The sequence below is a fragment of the Streptomyces spinosisporus genome (assembly GCF_022698145.1).
Classification (GTDB): domain Bacteria; phylum Actinomycetota; class Actinomycetes; order Streptomycetales; family Streptomycetaceae; genus Streptomyces; species Streptomyces spinosisporus.
In genome coordinates this window covers 126,633-143,166 of record NZ_JALDAX010000017.1, presented here as the reverse complement: position 1 = coordinate 143,166, position 16,534 = coordinate 126,633, and the positions used below count along the sequence as shown (strand labels likewise).

Genomic DNA, 16,534 nt, shown 5'->3' with positions numbered 1-16,534 from the left:
GTAATGTGTGCCCCATGAAACGTGTCGGCTGCCTGCTCTTCGCGGCCCTTCCCGTGGTCATCACGGCGGGGGTCTACGTCCTCACGCCCGCGCACTCCGACGACGGCACGTCCAGGCCGTCGGTCTCGGCCGCACCGCACGGGGCGCAGGACGCGAAGAGCCGGGCGGAGCAGGAGCGGGCGGAGGACGACGAGGTGATCGCCGACCTGCCGCCCGGCCTCGCCGCCCCGGCCGAGAAGGAGCTGGCGCAGAAGCTGGTGGCGAGCGCCGAGAACTCGACCCTCGACTGGCGCAGCGCCTACGGCTACATCGAGGACATCGGCGACGGGCAGGGCTACACGGCCGGCGTCATCGGCTTCTGCACCGGCACCCACGACCTGCTGACCCTGGTCGAGCGCTACACCAAGGCGCACCCCGGCAACGGCCTCGCCCGCTATCTGCCCGCCCTGCGCAAGGTCGACGGCACGGACTCCCACGAGGGCCTGGACCCCGGCTTCACCGCCGCCTGGAAGGCCGAGGCGAAGCTCCCCGCCTTCCGCAGGGCCCAGGACGAGGAACGCGACCGGGTCTACTTCAACCCGTCCGTCCGCCTCGCCAAGCTCGACGGCCTCGGCACGCTCGGCCAGTTCATCTACTACGACGCCATGGTCTTCCACGGCCCCGGCACCGGCCCGAACAGCTTCTACGGCCTGCGCGAACGCGCCATGGCGGAGGCGGACACGCCCTCGCAGGGCGGCTCCGAGAAGAAGTACCTGGACATCTTCCTCGACATCCGCGTCAAGGCCATGAAGTCCAAGCGCACCGACATCGACACCAGCCGCATCGACACGGCCCAGCGCCGCTTCCTCTACGACGGCAACCTGTCCCTGAAGACACCGCTGACGTGGCAGGTGTACGGGGAGACGTACAAGGTGCCGTAGATCCGCGCGAGCATGCGGCGGCGCCCGCCCCAGCGGTCCGGTCGGGGACTGGAAGGGCGGGCGCCGTCTGTGTTCCGTACGCCTTTGTACGGGACGTTCTCGTGAGGGACCGTCAGGTCCCTCGTGCCACCGTCAGGCCGTCAGTGCGCGGTCCGTCGGGCGGATCGGGGCCGGGAGGTCGCTGGCGCCGGTCAGGTAGCGGTCGACGCCTCGGGCGGCGGAGCGGCCCTCGGCGATGGCCCAGACGATGAGCGACTGGCCGCGGCCGGCGTCACCGGCGACGAACACACCGGGCACGTTGGTCTGGAAGTCGGCGTCGCGGGCGATGTTGCCGCGCTCGTCGAGGTCCAGGGCGAACTGCTCGACCAGGCCGTTCTCCCGGTCGGGGCCGGTGAAGCCCATGGCGAGGGTGACCAACTGGGCCGGGATCTTGCGCTCGGTGCCCGGCTTCGAGGTCAGCTTGCCGTCGACGAACTCGACCTCGGCGAGGTGCAGCCACTGGACGTTGCCGTCCTCGTCGCCCTCGAAGTGGGTCGTCGAGGCGGAGTAGATCCGCTCGCCGCCCTCCTCGTGGGCCGAGGTGACCTTGTACAGGATCGGGAAGGTCGGCCAGGGCTGGTTGGTCGGGTGCCGCTCGTCGTTCGGGCGGGGCATGATCTCCAGCTGGGTGACGGAGGCCGCGCCCTGGCGGTGGGCGGTGCCCACGCAGTCGGCGCCGGTGTCGCCGCCGCCGATGACCACGACGTGCTTGCCCTCGGCCGAGATGGGCGACACCACGTAGTCGCCCTCCTGGACCTTGTTGGACAGCGGCAGGTACTCCATCGCCTGGTAGATGCCCTTCAACTCCCGCCCGGGGACGGGCAGGTCACGGGCGGTCGTCGAACCGGCGGCGATCACGATCGCGTCGTACCGCTTCTTCAGGTCGGTCGCCTTGAGGTCGCGGCCGATCTCGATGCCGGTACGGAAGCGGGTGCCCTCCGCGCGCATCTGCTCGATACGGCGGTTGATGTGCCGCTTCTCCATCTTGAACTCGGGGATGCCGTAGCGCAGCAGGCCGCCGATGCGGTCGGCGCGCTCGTAGACGGCGACGGTGTGGCCCGCCCGGGTCAGCTGCTGGGCGGCGGCCAGGCCCGCGGGGCCCGAGCCGATGACGGCGACCGTCTTGCCGGACAGGCGCTCGGGCGCCTGCGGGGCGACGGTGCCGGCCTCCCACGCCTTGTCGATGATCGAGACCTCGACGTTCTTGATGGTCACCGGCGGCTGGTTGATGCCGAGCACACAGGCCGACTCGCAGGGCGCGGGGCAGAGGCGACCGGTGAACTCCGGGAAGTTGTTGGTCGCGTGCAGCCGCTCGGAGGCGGCGCTCCAGTCCTCGCGGTAAGCGTAGTCGTTCCACTCGGGGATCAGGTTCCCGAGCGGACAGCCGTTGTGGCAGAACGGGATGCCGCAGTCCATGCAGCGGCTGGCCTGCTTGCTGATGATCGGCAGCAGGGAGCCGGGGACGTAGACCTCGTTCCAGTCCTTGACGCGCTCGTCGACGGGACGGGTCTGGGCGACCTCACGGCCGTGGTTCAGGAAGCCCTTCGGGTCAGCCATTGGTCGCCGCCTCCATCATCTTCTCGGTGATCTCGGTCTCGGTGAGACCGGCTCGCTCGGCGGCGTCCTTGGCGGCGAGCACTGCCTTGTACGTGCTGGGGATGATCTTGCTGAAGCGCTCCACGGCGATGTCCCACTCGGCGAGCAGCTTCTCGGCGACCGTGGACCCCGTCTCCTCCTGGTGCCGGCGCACCACCTCGTGCAGCCACTGCTTGTCGGAGTCGTCGAGGGCCTCCACGGCGCCCACGTTGCCGGCGTTGACGTTGTCGACGTCCAGGTCGATGACGTAGGCGATGCCGCCGGACATGCCGGCCGCGAAGTTGCGGCCCGTCTCGCCGAGGACCACCGCGTGACCGCCGGTCATGTACTCGCAGCCGTGGTCGCCCACGCCCTCGGAGACCACCAGCGCGCCGGAGTTGCGGACACAGAACCGCTCGCCCGAACGCCCCCGCAGGAACAGCTCGCCGCCGGTCGCGCCGTAGGCGATGGTGTTGCCCGCGATCGTGGAGTACTCGGCGAGGTGGTCGGCGCCCCGGTCCGGGCGGACGATGAGGCGGCCGCCCGACAGGCCCTTTCCGACGTAGTCGTTGGCGTCGCCCTCCAGGCGCAGCGTGACGCCGCGCGGCAGGAAGGCGCCGAAGGACTGGCCCGCGGAGCCGGTGAAGGTGATGTCGATGGTGTCGTCGGGCAGGCCCGCGCCACCGAACTTCTTGGTCACCTCGTGGCCGAGCATGGTGCCGACCGTGCGGTTGATGTTGCGGATGGCGACCTGGGCGCGCACCGGCTGGGCGTCGGTGGCGGAGTCCGCGGCGAGCGCGTCGGCGGCGAGCTTGATCAGCTCGTTGTCGAGCGCCTTGGTCAGGCCGTGGTCCTGCTCGATCAGCCGGTGGCGCACGGCGCCCTCGGGCAGTTCGGGCACGTGGAACAGCGGCTCGAGGTCCAGGCCCTGCGCCTTCCAGTGGTCGACCGCGCGGGTCACGTCGAGCGCCTCGGCGTGGCCGACGGCCTCCTCGATGGTGCGGAAGCCCAGCTCGGCGAGGATCTCGCGGACCTCTTCGGCGATGTACTGGAAGAAGTTGACGATGTACTCGGCCTTGCCGGAGAAGCGCTCGCGCAGCACCGGGTTCTGCGTGGCGATGCCGACCGGACAGGTGTCCAGGTGGCAGACGCGCATCATGACGCAGCCGGAGACGACGAGCGGCGCGGTCGCGAAGCCGAACTCCTCGGCGCCGAGCAGCGCGGCGATGACGACGTCACGGCCGGTCTTGAGCTGGCCGTCGGTCTGCACGACGATGCGGTCGCGCAGGCCGTTGAGCAGCAGGGTCTGCTGGGTCTCGGCGAGGCCGAGCTCCCAGGGGCCGCCCGCGTGCTTCAGCGAGGTCAGCGGGGAGGCGCCGGTGCCGCCGTCGTGGCCGGAGATCAGCACCACGTCGGCGTGCGCCTTGGACACACCCGCCGCGACCGTGCCGACGCCGACCTCGGAGACCAGCTTGACGTGAATGCGCGCCTGGGGGTTGGCGTTCTTCAGGTCGTGGATCAGCTGGGCCAGGTCCTCGATGGAGTAGATGTCGTGGTGCGGCGGCGGGGAGATGAGCCCCACACCCGGCGTGGAGTGCCGGGTCTTCGCCACCCACGGGTACACCTTGTGGCCGGGCAGCTGGCCGCCCTCGCCGGGCTTGGCGCCCTGGGCCATCTTGATCTGGATGTCGTCCGCGTTGACCAGGTACTCGGAGGTCACGCCGAAGCGGCCGGAGGCGACCTGCTTGATCGCCGAGCGGCGCGCCGGGTCGTACAGGCGCTCCGGGTCCTCGCCGCCCTCACCGGTGTTGGACTTGCCGCCCAGCTGGTTCATGGCGATGGCGAGGGTCTCGTGGGCCTCGCGCGAGATGGAGCCGTAGGACATGGCGCCGGTGGAGAAGCGCTTGACGATCTCACTCGCGGGCTCGACCTCGTCGATCGAGATCGGCTCCCGGCCGGACTTGAAGCCGAACAGGCCGCGCAGCGTCATCAGGCGCTCGGACTGCTCGTTGACGCGCTCGGTGTACTTCTTGAAGACGTCGTAGCGGCCGGTGCGCGTGGAGTGCTGGAGGCGGAAGACCGTCTCCGGGTCGAACAGGTGCGGCTCGCCCTCGCGGCGCCACTGGTACTCGCCGCCGATCTCCAGCGCGCGGTGGGCCGGCGCGATGCCGGAGGCCGGGTAGGCCTTGGCGTGGCGGGCGGCGACCTCCTTGGCGATGACGTCGATGCCGACGCCGCCGATCTTGGTGGCCGTGCCGTTGAAGTACTTCTCGACGAAGGCCTCGTCCAGGCCGACGGCCTCGAAGACCTGTGCGCCGCGGTAGGAGGCGACGGTCGAGATGCCCATCTTGGACATGACCTTCAGGACACCCTTGCCGAGGGCGTAGATCAGGTTCTTGATGGCCTGCTCGGGCTCCAGGCCGTTGATGAACGTGCCCGCGCGCAGCAGGTCCTCGACCGACTCCATCGCCAGGTACGGGTTGACGGCCGCGGCGCCGTAGCCGATGAGCAGGGCGACGTGGTGGACCTCGCGGACGTCTCCGGCCTCGACCAGCAGGCCCACCTGGGTGCGCTGCTTGGTGCGGATGAGGTGGTGGTGGACGGCCGCGGTGAGCAGCAGCGAGGGGATCGGCGCGTGCTCGGCGTCCGAGTGGCGGTCCGACAGGACGATCAGGCGGGCGCCGTTCTCGATGGCGGCGTCGGCCTCGGCGCAGATCTCGTCGATGCGCGCGGCGAGGGAGTCGCCGCCGCCGGAGACGCGGTACAGGCCGGAGAGGGTCGCGGCCTTGAAGCCGGGCATGTCGCCGTCGGCGTTGATGTGGATGAGCTTGGCCAGCTCGTCGTTGTCGATGACCGGGAAGGGCAGCAGGACCGAGCGGCACGAGGCGGCGGTCGGCTCCAGCAGGTTGCCCGAGGGGCCGAGGGAGGAGCGCAGGGAGGTGACGAGCTCCTCGCGGATCGCGTCCAGCGGCGGGTTGGTGACCTGGGCGAACAGCTGTGTGAAGTAGTCGAAGAGCAGCCGCGGACGGTCGCTGAGCGCGGCGATCGGCGAGTCGGTTCCCATCGAACCGATCGGCTCGGCCGCGGCCTTGGCCATCGGCGCGAGCAGGACGCGCAGTTCCTCCTCGGTGTAGCCGAAGGTCTGCTGGCGGCGGGTGACCGAGGCGTGGGTGTGCACGATGTGCTCGCGCTCGGGCAGGTCGCCCAGCTCTATCTCGCCGGCCTCGATCCACTCGGCGTACGGCTGCTCGGCGGCGAGGGTCGCCTTGATCTCGTCGTCCTCGATGATGCGGTGCTCGGCGGTGTCCACGAGGAACATGCGGCCGGGCTGCAGGCGGCCCTTGCGGACGACCTTGGCGGGGTCGATGTCGAGGACGCCGACCTCGGAGCCGAGGACGACGAGGCCGTCGTCGGTGACCCAGTAGCGGCCGGGGCGCAGGCCGTTGCGGTCGAGGACCGCGCCGACCTGGGTGCCGTCGGTGAAGGTGACACAGGCCGGGCCGTCCCAGGGCTCCATCATCGTGGAGTGGAACTGGTAGAAGGCGCGCCGGGCCGGGTCCATGGAGTCGTGGTTCTCCCACGCCTCCGGGATCATCATCAGCACGGAGTGCGGCAGCGAACGCCCGCCCAGGTGCAGCAGTTCGAGCACCTCGTCGAAGGACGCCGAGTCGGAGGCGTCCGGCGTGCACACCGGGAACAGGCGCTCCAAGCTGCCCTCGCCGAACAGGTCGGAGACGAGCTGCGACTCGCGGGCGCGCATCCAGTTGCGGTTGCCCTTGACGGTGTTGATCTCGCCGTTGTGCGCGACGAAGCGGTAGGGGTGCGCGAGCGGCCACGACGGGAAGGTGTTCGTGGAGAAGCGCGAGTGGACCAGGGCGACGGCCGAGGCGAAGCGGCGGTCGGACAGGTCCGGGAAGAACGGCTCCAGCTGGCCGGTGGTCAGCATGCCCTTGTAGACGATGGTGCGGGCCGAGAGCGACGGGAAGTAGACGCCGGCCTCGCGCTCGGCGCGCTTGCGCAGCGCGAAGGCCTTGCGGTCGAGGTCGATGTCCCGGCTCACGCCGTCCGTGACGAAGAGCTGCCGGAAGGCGGGCATCGTCGAACGGGCGGTGGCGCCGAGCAGTTCCGGCGCGACCGGAACCTCGCGCCAGCCGAGGACCGTGAGGCCCTCCTCACCGGCGATCGTCTCGATGCGTGAGACGACGTCCTCGGTGCCCTCCTCGGGCAGGAACGCGATGCCGACGGCGTAACCGCCCGCCTCGGGCAGCTGGAATCCGGCCACCTCGTGGAAGAAGGCGTCGGGCACCTGGGAGAGCAGTCCGGCGCCGTCACCGGAGTCCGGCTCGGAGCCGGTGGCGCCGCGGTGCTCGAGGTTGCGCAGCACCGTCAGGGCCTGTTCGACCAGAGTGTGGGACGCCTCGCCGGTGAGGGTCGCCACGAATCCGACGCCGCACGCGTCTCGTTCGTTGCGGGGGTCGTACATACCCTGCGCAGCAGGGCGAGCATCCATGAAGGACCAGTTCTGGCCATTCGCGGAGTGCTGGGACGGCTGGCGCGGCGTACGCATCGGCTCTCCCGTCGTCGTCTCAAGTGGCATGTTCAAAGTGCCGAGGGACGACGTTGGCCCTCTGCTCGGTGCAAAATTTCGTGCAGGTTACATGATGGGGGCGTTCTCGGGAAGCGGATGCTTCGTTCCAACATGCGGACACCGCGGGGCGGCGGGGGTACCACGCCTGCGGTGGAAGCTATGGGGACCGAACGGGACAGATCGATGTCCGTCAGTCCAAGGCGGGAGGGGCGGCGTCGCCCCCCGCGGATGCGCGACAGGCGTCATTGCCCACAGCGCTTACGGCTCATGCCCCGTGGTCATGCATCCGAAACCAGCGAGTAACGGCTACTTATGCGGCCCAACGCATACTGTGCAGCCGACCCTCATCCTACGGCCGTTCCGAACAGGCTGCCCAGGGCGTACGTCACACCGGCCGCGGCGCCACCGAGCGCGAGCTGCCGCAGTCCGCTGTACCACCAGCTGCGCGCCGTCACCCTGGCCACCACCGCACCGCAGGCGAAGAGCCCGACGAGCGCCAGCAGCAGGGCGGGCCAGAGCACGGTCGCACCGAGCAGATACGGCAGTACGGGCAGCAGGGCGCCCAGCGCGAAGGACCCGAACGACGACACGGCCGCGACCAGCGGGGACGGCAGGTCGCCGGGGTCGATGCCGAGCTCCTCGCGGGCGTGTATCTCCAGGGCCTGCTCGGGGTCCTTCGACAGCTGGCGGGCGACTTCCCGCGCGAGCTCGGGCTCGACGCCGCGCGACTCGTAGAGCGCCGCGAGCTCGGCCTCCTCGTCCTTCGGGTGCTTGCGCAGCTCCCTGCGCTCGACGTCCAACTCGGCCTCGACGAGCTCGCGCTGGGAGGCGACCGACGTGTACTCACCGGCGGCCATCGAGAAGGCGCCGGCGGCCAGGCCCGCGAGCCCGGTCAGCACGATGGTCTCCCGGCTGACGGCACCGCCGGCCACACCGGTCATCAGGGCGAGGTTGGAGACCAGGCCGTCCATCGCGCCGAAGACGGCGGGGCGCAGCCAGCCGCCGTTCACATCCCGGTGCGTGTGGTTGTCGCGGTGCGCTTCGTGCAGCGCGGCCTCGGTCTCGATGATCGCCACTTGCCTCTCCTCAAGGAAGCTAAGCCAAAGCTAACTTTGGACTGTTTCTAACTTCCGACAACGCCAAATCTACGCCCGCAATTCCTCCCCCGCCAGCAAGGAAAGGCTGAGCTAACAGCCGGACCCGGGCGTCGACCGGGTGACTTGGCTCCGTCGGAGGCTCAGGTCAACCGCCGACGGTGGGACACATGGGCAAAGGGTTCGCGCCCTGTGCGAACCCACTCCCGGAAGAGGCCGCGTATGGCATCGGTCGCCTGCATTCCCCCGGTCCCCTCACCCGGGAACGCCGCAGAACTCCGCGAACGGGCGCGCGGCGCGCTGCTCGGGCTGGCCGTCGGCGACGCCCTCGGGGCCCCGGCGGAGAACATGAAGCCCTCGGAGATCCGCGCCCGCTGGGGCCGCATCACCGGCTACGTCGCCGAGCACCCCTGCGGCACCGACGACACGGAGTACGCGATCTTCTCCGGTCTGCTCCTGGCCCGGCACGGATCCGCCCTCACCCCGGCCCATGTCGAGGCGGCCTGGCACGAGTGGATCGCGGACCGCGAGGAGGGCCCGTTCCGCGGCGCCGGCTTCAGCGAGCGCGGCACGCTGGAGAACCTGCGCCGAGGCCTTGCCGCGCCGATCTCGGCCCAGCATCGGCACGCCTGGAGCGACGGCCTGGCCATGCGCGCGGCCCCCTTCGGCGTCTTCGCCGCGGGCCGCCCCGCCGAGGCCGCCCGGCTGGCGGCGATCGACGGCTCGGTGAGCCACGACGGCGAGGGCATCTACGGCGGCCAGGCGGTCGCGGCCGGCGTCGCGGCGGCGATGGCGGGGGCGCCGACGATCGCCGTCGTCGCCTCCGCCCTCGCCGTCGTCCCGGACGACTCCTGGACCGCCCGCTCCCTGCGCCGGGCCGCCGCGGTGGCCCATCGCGGCGAACGCGCCGTCCGCTCCTCGGTCGTCATCGGCGGCTACCCCTGGACCGACCTCGCACCGGAGGCGGTCGCCCTGGCCTTCGGCGCCTACGCGGCGGCCGACGGCGACTTCCGGCAGTCCGTCCTCACGGCCGTGAACATGGGCCGAGACGCCGACACCACGGCCGCGGTGGCGGGCGCCCTCGCGGGCGCCACCCAGGGCATCTCGGCCATCCCCCACGACTGGGCGGCCGCCATCGGCCCGGCCCGCGGCACCTGCCTCCCGGCCATGGCCGGCCACCACATCCTCGACGTGGCAGACCACCTCACCCGGGAGCGCCCCCGATGACCCCACCGGCCCCCTGGACACAGACCCCACAAACGATCACCACCGACGAACCACGCACGCAGGCCCGCCCTACACCCGCACCCGCACCCGCACCCGCACCCGCCGACGGCGAACGACCCCCACAGGGGCCACCCGCACCCGACATCGAAACTCGCACGGGTGGTGCGGGTGGGAACACATCGGCCGAAGGCGAAGCCGAGGCCGCACCCGACGCCGACGCCGACCCGCACCGCGCACCCCACGCCGACCCGCACAACAACCCCCGCCGCACCGAAGGCCTCCTGCTGGGGCTCGCCGCAGGCGACGCCGCCGGCTGGCCCGCCGCCCGCCACAGAGCCGCCCGCATGCCCGAGTGGACCCGCCGCCTCACCCGCGAACTCGACACCTTCGCCGAACAGAACGCCACCACCACCCTCCCCGTCCCCATCGCCCTGAACCAACCCCCCGAACCCCTCCGCCTCGGCCCCTCCGACGACGCGGAATGGGCGGCCTTCGCCGCAGAGGCCCTCCTGCGCGCCGGCGACAGCACCGTCCTCGGCGACCTCAGCCGAGAACGCCGTACGAGAGCCGCCATCGACCTCACCTGGAACGCCGTGGCCGCCGAGATCGCCGCCGCGGCGAACCGCGCCCCGGAGGTCGAGTCCGCCGTCCTCCCCCTGCGCGCCCGCATCTCCGTACGCGCCGGCCTCGGCAACCTCGCCACCGGCCTGCGCCCACCCGCCACCGGCCACGACAACCCCCACTACTTCGACGACGCGGCCTGCGTACGCGCCTGCGTCCTCGCCGTGGCCCACCCCGGCGACCCCCGCCCCGCCGCGGACCTCGCCGAGTTCGACGCCCGCTACACCCAGGACGGCGACGGAGTGCACGGCGCCCGCGCGATGGCGGCGGCCGTGTCCCTCGCCCTCGGCGGCGCGGACGCACACACCTGTGTCGCGGCCGCCCTCGCCGAGCTCCCCGAGTACACGGAGATCGGCCGCAACGCCCGCCACGCCCTCGACCTCGCCGCCGGCGCCGAGAGCGCCTTCACCCTGATCCCGCTCCTGGAGCACCAGATCGTCGACCACGTCTACAGCTACGGCATCGCCGCCGCCGAGACGGTCCCGGTCGCCCTGGCCCTGGCCATCGCCTCGGGCGGCCGTATCGCGGAGGCGGTCCCGGCCGCGGCCTGTCTGTCCCGCGTCGCCGACTCGGCCCCGGCGCTCGCGGGAGCGCTCACCGGAGCACTCGGCGGCGGCGCGTCGATCCCGGCGACCTGGCGCCAGGCCTGCCGCACCCTCTCCGGCTGCGCACTCCCCCGCCTGACCGGCACCGACCTGGTGGAACTCGCCGAACTTCTGGAAGCCACGCAACCGACCTCACCGGGAGGATGATTCCGCCCATGACGCCCATGACACCCATGACCTCCGGAAGCCGACAAACCAGCCTGGAGGACCGCATCACCGCAGCCCTCGTGGGAGCCGCGGTCGGCGACGCCCTCGGCGGCCCCGTCGAGGGCTACTCCCCCGACCAGATCCTCGAACGCCACGGCGGCCGCGTCCACGGCATCGTCGGCCCCTGGAACGGCGACGACTGGCGCACGGCCCGCCCCCTCGCGCCGTACCACAAGGGCGACGGCCACGTCACCGACGACACCTTGATGACGCACGCGCTGGTGCGGGTCTACGCCCGGGTCCGCGACCACCTGGACGCGTTCGCGATCGCCGACCACCTGGTCCCGGACCTGATGACGAACCCGCGCTGGATCCCGGAGCTGGAGACGGAGTCCCTCCCCCTGCACCGCCTCTTCCTCGCGGAGAAGTGGCTGGTGGCCCGGCTCCACTACGGCAATGCCGACCCCCGCGAGGCGGGCACCGGCAACATCGTCAACTGCGGTGCCGCGATGTACATTTCGCCAGTCGGCCTGGTCAACGCGGCCAACCCGGCGGGAGCGTACGCGGAAGCGCTCGACGTCGCGGGCGCGCACCAGTCGTCGTACGGCCGCGAGGCGGCGGGCGTCCTCGCGGCGGCGGTGGCCGCGGCCGCCACCCCCGGAGCGACGCCGGACTCGGTCGTGGCCGCCGCGCTCGCCCTGGCCAAGGACGGCACGCGCACGGCGATCGACCGGGTCTGCGAAGTGGCCTCCCGTCACACGGACTTCGAGTCGGCGCTGGTCCCGCTGCGCGAGGCGGTGGCGCCGTACGACACCGTCGGCCCCGACTACCGCGACCCGTCCCTCGGCGCCCGCCGCCCCTCCCGGCTCCACGCGATCGAGGAACTCCCCGTCGCCCTCGGCATGTTGCTGGTCTCCTGCGGCGACTACCGGCACGCCGTCCTGGGGGCAGTGAACTACGGCCGTGACTGCGACTCCATCGCGACGATGGCGGGCGCACTCGCCGGCGCCCTGGGCTCCCCGGTCCCGGAGGACTGGTCGAAGAGGGTGGCGGAGGCGAGCCGCCTCGACCTGTGGGAGCCGGCGGCGACGCTCACGCGGGTGACCCGGGAGATCTTCGAGCGGGACGTACGCCGCCGCAGGACCCACGAGGCGGCCTTCGCCGAGATGGGAGGCCCGAGTTGCTCCGACTGACCTGGGTCCAGCCGGAGGACCTGATCGGCCACGAGCTGAGGCAGGCGGCCCTGGACGGACGCGAGCCGTCGGCGATCGCCGCACGGTGGCGGGCCGCGCGCGGCCCCGAGGCCCCGCTGCGGGCGGGCGCCTCACCGACCCCTGTCTCGCGCTACCTGCGGCTGCTCGCCAAGGACCTGCTGGACGAACTGGCGGACCTGCCGAGCACGTTGGGCGACAGCGAGCCGACGGATCTGCGCAGGATCAGGGCCCTGTGCCCCGACTGGCCCGCGTCCGCCGGCCCGTCACCGGTCACGCGGGCCCGTCTCGAGGCCGCCTGGCTCGGCCGGGCCGTCGGCTGTCTGCTGGGCAAACCGGTGGAGAAGCTCCCCCTCGACGGCATCCGTCAACTGGCGCGCGCCGCCGGGAACTGGCCGTTGCACACCTACTTCACCGCCCGCGGGGTGCCCGGTGACCTCCTGGCGCAACATCCCTGGAACCGCCGCTCGGCGACCACCTCCCTCGCCGAGAACATCGACGGCATGCCGGAGGACGACGACCTCAACTACCCGCTCCTCAACCTGCTGTTGATGCAGCGCCACGGCAGGGGTTTCACCACGGCCGACGTCGCCGGCCTGTGGCTGTCCGAACTTCCGGCGGGCCGCACCTTCACCGCCGAGCGCATCGCCTACCGCAATCTCCTCCTCGGCCTGGAGCCACCGCATACGGCCCGCCACCGCAACCCCTTCCGCGAGTGGATCGGTGCGCTCATCCGCGCCGACGTACACGGCTGGACCAACCCCGGCGACCCGGCAGCCGCGGCCGAGCAGGCCCATCGCGACGCCACCCTCACCCACACCGCGAACGGCGTCTACGCCGCGATGTTCACGGCCGCCGTCATCGCCGCCGCGGCGACCGGAACCCACGACGTCCACGCCTGTCTCCGTACCGGCCTGACCGTCGTACCGCCCGGCTCCCGGCTGGCCCGCGCCGTCCGCCACGCCGTCGAACTCGCCGCGGAGCACACCGACTTCGACACCGTCGTCGACCGGCTGCACGAGACCCATGCCGCCACCCACCACTGGGTGCACGCCGTCCCCAACACCGCCCTCGTCGCCGCCGCGCTCACCCATGCGGACGGCGACTTCAGCGGCTCCATCTGCCGTGCGGTGTCCGGGGGTTGGGACACCGACTCGTGCGGCGCGGCGGCCGGCAGCATCGCCGCCCTCCTCGCCGGTGCCCCGGCCGCCCTGCCGGACCGCTGGACGACCCCGCTGAAGAACCGGCTCGCCACCTCCGTGGGCGACTTCAACGGCACCGGCTTCGACACCCTGGCCCAGCTCACGCACCGGGAGGCATCCCGCTCATGACCCGCGCCACCCGACCCACCGAAGAGGCCCAGGCCCCTCTCACCGGACTGCGCGTCCTCGACCTCGCCACCCTCTTCGCCGGCCCGCTCGCCGCCACCATGCTCGGCGACTTCGGTGCCGAGGTCATCAAGGTGGAACACCCCGCCAAGCCCGACCCCGCCCGCGGCCACGGCCCGTCGAAGAACGGCGTCGGCCTGTGGTGGAAGCTGCTCGGCCGCAACAAACGGACCATCACCCTCGACCTGTCGAAGCGGGGCGGTCGCTCCACCCTGCTGCGCCTGGTCGCCACCGCGGACGTCGTCGTCGAGAACTTCCGCCCCGGCACCCTGGAGAAGTGGGACCTCGGCTGGGAGGAGCTGTCCGCCGCCAACCCCCGGCTGATCCTCACGAGGGTCACCGCCTTCGGCCAGTTCGGCCCGAGCGCGCACCGCCCCGGCTTCGGCACCCTGGCCGAGGCGATGAGCGGCTTCGCCGCCATCACCGGCGAACCGGACGCACCCCCGACGCTCCCGCCGTTCGGCCTCGCCGACTCCATCGCGGGCCTGGCCACGGCCTACGCCGTCATGACCGCGCTGGCCGCCCGCGAGCGCACCGGCGAGGGCCAGGTCGTCGACATGGCGATCATCGAGCCGATCCTGACCGTCCTGGGCCCCCAGCCCATCTGGTACGACCAGCTCGGCCACGTCCAGCCGCGCACCGGCAACCGCTCCCAGAACAACGCCCCGCGCGGCACCTATCTCACCGCCGACGGCGCCTGGGTCGCCGTCTCCACCTCCGCGCAGTCGATCGCGGAACGCGTGATGCACCTGGTGGGCCGCCCGGAGCTGATCGACGAGCCGTGGTTCGCGACGGGCGCCGACCGCGCCCGGCACGCCGACGTCCTGGACCAGGCGGTCGGCGGCTGGATCGCCGAGCGCACCCGGACCGAGGTCCTCGCGGCCTTCGAGAAGGCGGAGGCGGCGGTGGCGCCGGTCCAGGACGTCCGGGAGGTGATGATGGACCCGCAGTACGCGGCCCTGGACACGATCACCTCGCTCGACGACCCCGAACTGGGCCCCCTCCGCATGCAGAACGTCCTCTTCCGGCTCTCCTCCACCCCCGGCGCGATCCGCTGGGCGGGCCGCCCGCACGGCGCCGACACGGAGACGGTCCTGACCGCACTCGGTCTGACCCCGGCCGAACTGACCGCCCTGCGCGAGGAGGGCGCCGTATGACCCCGCCCCCGCTCACCTGGCTCTACGCCCCCGGCGACCGACCGCAGGTCGTCGCCAAGGCCCTGGTCGCGGGCGCCGACGTGGTCGTCGTCGATCTGGAGGACGCGGTCGCCCCGGACCGCAAGGAGTACGCCCGCGCGGCCACGGCCGAACTCCTCTCCGCCCCGCAGCCGGTCCCGGTCCATGTCCGCATCAACGCCCTCAACGGCCCGCTCGCCGCACGCGATCTGGAGGCGGTGGCCGCCCTGCCGGGCCTGTCGGGCCTGCGTCTTGCGAAGGTGACCTCCCCCGAGCAGATCGCCCGCACCGCGGAACGGTCGGTCCCCTCCGACGGCGGAGCCCTCCCCCTGTACGCCCTGCTGGAGTCCGCCCTGGCAGTCGAGCACGCCTACGCCATCGCCTCGGCCCACCCGGCCCTGCGCGGCATCGCCCTGGGAGAGGCGGATCTACGGGCCGACCTCGGCGTACGCGAGGACGTGGGCCTCGACTGGTCCCGCTCCCGCGTCGTCGTCGCCGCACGGGCGGCGGGCCTGCCCCCGTCCCCGCAGTCGGTCCACCCCGACATCCGCGACCTGGAGGGCCTGGCCGCGTCCTGCGCCCACGGCCGCGCCCTCGGCTTCCTGGGCCGCGCCGCCATCCACCCCCGTCAGCTCCCCGTCATCGAGCGGGCCTATCTGCCCACGGCGAGGGAGGTCGAGGAGGCCGAGACGATCGTGAAGGCGGCGACGACCCGGCAGGGCGCCCAGGCGCTGCCGGACGGGACGTTCATCGACGCGGCGGTGGTGACGGCGGCGCAGCGCACTCTGGCGCTCGCCCACCGCGAACGACGATGAGGGCGCCCGCTTCACCGCGGGCGCCCTCGTCGTCGTACGACCGACCGGTCAGCTCTTCCTGGCCGACTCGGCGCTGTCCTTCACGTCGTCCTTGACGTCGTCCTCCGCGCCGTCCTTCGCCTCGGCTTCGGAGGCGTCGGCGTTCCCGGCGGCTTCGGGCTCCTCGGGACCCTTCGCATCCGCCTCGTCCTTCTCGAAGGACACGCGATCCCCGCCGTCGGCCCCGGCCGAGTCCTCCGCGGCACCCGGCTCGACCACGGCCTCCCGGCCCGGGCGCTTGTCCAGCGACACCACGATGTATGTCACCGCGAGCAGGAAGACGCCCAGCGCGGTCCAGTCGTTCAGCCTGAGGCCGAGGATGTGGTGGGCGTCGTCGACGCGCATGTACTCGATCCAGGCGCGGCCCACGCAGTACGCGGCGACGTAGAGCGCGAACGCCCGGCCGTGGCCCAGCTTGAAGCGGCGGTCGGCCCAGATGACCAGGAGGGCGACGCCGATGCACCACAGGGACTCGTAGAGGAACGTCGGGTGGTAGTACCCGGGCACGCGGCCGTCCGTCGAGGACGTGATGTGCAGCGCCCAGGGGACGTGCGTCTCCTTGCCGTACAGCTCCTGGTTGAACCAGTTGCCCCAGCGGCCGATCGCCTGCGCGAAGGCGATGCCGGGGGCGACGGCGTCGGCGTAGGCGGGCATCGGGATGCCGCGGCGGCGGCAGCCGATCCAGGCGCCCAGCGCACCGAGCGCGATCGCGCCCCAGATGCCGAGTCCGCCCTCCCACACCTTGAAGGCGTCCACCCAGTCACGGCCCTCGCTGAAGTACAGCTCGTAGTCCGTGATGACGTGGTAGAGCCTGCCGCCGACGAGGCCGAACGGCACCGCCCAGACGGCGATGTCGGCGACCGTGCCGGCCCGCCCGCCACGGGCGACCCAGCGCCGGTTGCCGAGCCAGACCGCGATGAAGACGCCGATGATGATGCAGAACGCGTAGCCGCGCAGCGGGATGGGGCCGAGATACAGCACCCCGCGCGACGGGCTCGGAATGTAGGCAAGTTCTTCCATGACAGGGTCGACGCTACCGTGCCGGGCGGGCCCGACGGCAGGCGGACCGGCTACGGGTCCATAACGGGCG

The 16,534-nt window shown here is 72.1% G+C and carries 11 protein-coding genes; 7 read left to right on the top strand and 4 right to left on the bottom strand.

Annotated features, from left to right (window positions below; all coding sequences use genetic code 11):
* Window positions 1-14: 14 nt before the first annotated feature.
* The gene (locus tag MQN93_RS34410) at window positions 15-920 is read left to right on the top strand and encodes a chitosanase (RefSeq protein WP_016435913.1); all 906 of its coding nucleotides are present in this window, start codon (window positions 15-17) and stop codon (window positions 918-920) included.
* A 132-nt stretch (window positions 921-1,052) separates the two neighbouring features.
* Here the strand turns inward: MQN93_RS34410 and MQN93_RS34405 are convergent, their stop codons facing one another.
* The 3 genes from MQN93_RS34405 to MQN93_RS34395 form a co-directional block, all read right to left on the bottom strand.
* Complete coding sequence (locus MQN93_RS34405) at window positions 1,053-2,516, bottom strand: glutamate synthase subunit beta (protein ID WP_016435912.1); 1,464 nt, start codon at window positions 2,514-2,516, stop codon at window positions 1,053-1,055.
* Entirely contained in the window at window positions 2,509-7,101 is a 4,593-nt protein-coding gene (gltB, locus tag MQN93_RS34400) for a glutamate synthase large subunit (protein ID WP_242712585.1), read from the bottom strand. The genes MQN93_RS34405 and gltB overlap by 8 nt, the downstream gene beginning before the upstream one ends.
* Window positions 7,102-7,466: 365 nt before the next feature.
* Window positions 7,467-8,198: a VIT1/CCC1 transporter family protein gene (locus MQN93_RS34395; protein ID WP_016435910.1), complete on the bottom strand. Its 732-nt coding sequence runs from the start codon at window positions 8,196-8,198 to the stop codon at window positions 7,467-7,469.
* A 240-nt stretch (window positions 8,199-8,438) separates the two neighbouring features.
* Between MQN93_RS34395 and MQN93_RS34390 the strand changes: the two genes are divergently transcribed.
* From MQN93_RS34390 to MQN93_RS34365, 6 genes are read left to right on the top strand one after another with little or no spacing between them, the layout of a single operon-like run.
* Entirely contained in the window at window positions 8,439-9,443 is a 1,005-nt protein-coding gene (locus MQN93_RS34390; RefSeq protein WP_016435909.1) for an ADP-ribosylglycohydrolase family protein, read from the top strand.
* The gene (locus MQN93_RS34385; protein ID WP_242712584.1) at window positions 9,440-10,816 is read left to right on the top strand and encodes an ADP-ribosylglycohydrolase family protein; all 1,377 of its coding nucleotides are present in this window, start codon (window positions 9,440-9,442) and stop codon (window positions 10,814-10,816) included. Before MQN93_RS34390 ends, MQN93_RS34385 begins: the two co-directional genes overlap by 4 nt.
* A gap of 8 nt (window positions 10,817-10,824) precedes the next feature.
* Entirely contained in the window at window positions 10,825-12,009 is a 1,185-nt protein-coding gene (locus MQN93_RS34380) for an ADP-ribosylglycohydrolase family protein (protein WP_372504509.1), read from the top strand.
* Window positions 11,997-13,358, top strand: a complete 1,362-nt coding sequence (locus MQN93_RS34375) for an ADP-ribosylglycohydrolase family protein (RefSeq protein ID WP_242712583.1) — start codon at window positions 11,997-11,999, stop codon at window positions 13,356-13,358. The genes MQN93_RS34380 and MQN93_RS34375 overlap by 13 nt, the downstream gene beginning before the upstream one ends.
* Window positions 13,355-14,572 (top strand): CaiB/BaiF CoA transferase family protein, encoded by a 1,218-nt coding sequence (locus MQN93_RS34370; RefSeq protein ID WP_242712582.1) that lies wholly within the window; start codon window positions 13,355-13,357, stop codon window positions 14,570-14,572. The genes MQN93_RS34375 and MQN93_RS34370 overlap by 4 nt, the downstream gene beginning before the upstream one ends.
* A complete protein-coding gene (locus MQN93_RS34365) occupies window positions 14,569-15,405 on the top strand; it encodes an HpcH/HpaI aldolase/citrate lyase family protein (protein ID WP_016435904.1) in 837 nt (278 codons plus the stop codon). The genes MQN93_RS34370 and MQN93_RS34365 overlap by 4 nt, the downstream gene beginning before the upstream one ends.
* Window positions 15,406-15,453: 48 nt before the next feature.
* On the opposite strand, the gene lgt is transcribed toward MQN93_RS34365, so the two are convergent.
* Entirely contained in the window at window positions 15,454-16,464 is a 1,011-nt protein-coding gene (gene lgt / locus MQN93_RS34360; protein ID WP_242712581.1) for a prolipoprotein diacylglyceryl transferase, read from the bottom strand.
* Between the last annotated feature and the right edge of the window lie 70 nt (window positions 16,465-16,534).

Excerpts from the sequence above, each read along its gene's own strand:
- MQN93_RS34370 (WP_242712582.1), top strand. The coding sequence starts at position 13,355 with ATGACCCGCGCCACCCGACCCACCGAAGAGGCCCAGGCCCCTCTCACC.
- gltB (WP_242712585.1), bottom strand. The coding sequence starts at position 7,101 with ATGCGTACGCCGCGCCAGCCGTCCCAGCACTCCGCGAATGGCCAGAAC.
- MQN93_RS34385 (WP_242712584.1), top strand. The coding sequence starts at position 9,440 with ATGACCCCACCGGCCCCCTGGACACAGACCCCACAAACGATCACCACC.
- lgt (WP_242712581.1), bottom strand. The coding sequence starts at position 16,464 with ATGGAAGAACTTGCCTACATTCCGAGCCCGTCGCGCGGGGTGCTGTAT.
- MQN93_RS34390 (WP_016435909.1), top strand. The coding sequence starts at position 8,439 with ATGGCATCGGTCGCCTGCATTCCCCCGGTCCCCTCACCCGGGAACGCC.
- MQN93_RS34405 (WP_016435912.1), bottom strand. The coding sequence starts at position 2,516 with ATGGCTGACCCGAAGGGCTTCCTGAACCACGGCCGTGAGGTCGCCCAG.
- MQN93_RS34380 (WP_372504509.1), top strand. The coding sequence starts at position 10,825 with ATGACGCCCATGACACCCATGACCTCCGGAAGCCGACAAACCAGCCTG.
- MQN93_RS34365 (WP_016435904.1), top strand. The coding sequence starts at position 14,569 with ATGACCCCGCCCCCGCTCACCTGGCTCTACGCCCCCGGCGACCGACCG.
- MQN93_RS34410 (WP_016435913.1), top strand. The coding sequence starts at position 15 with ATGAAACGTGTCGGCTGCCTGCTCTTCGCGGCCCTTCCCGTGGTCATC.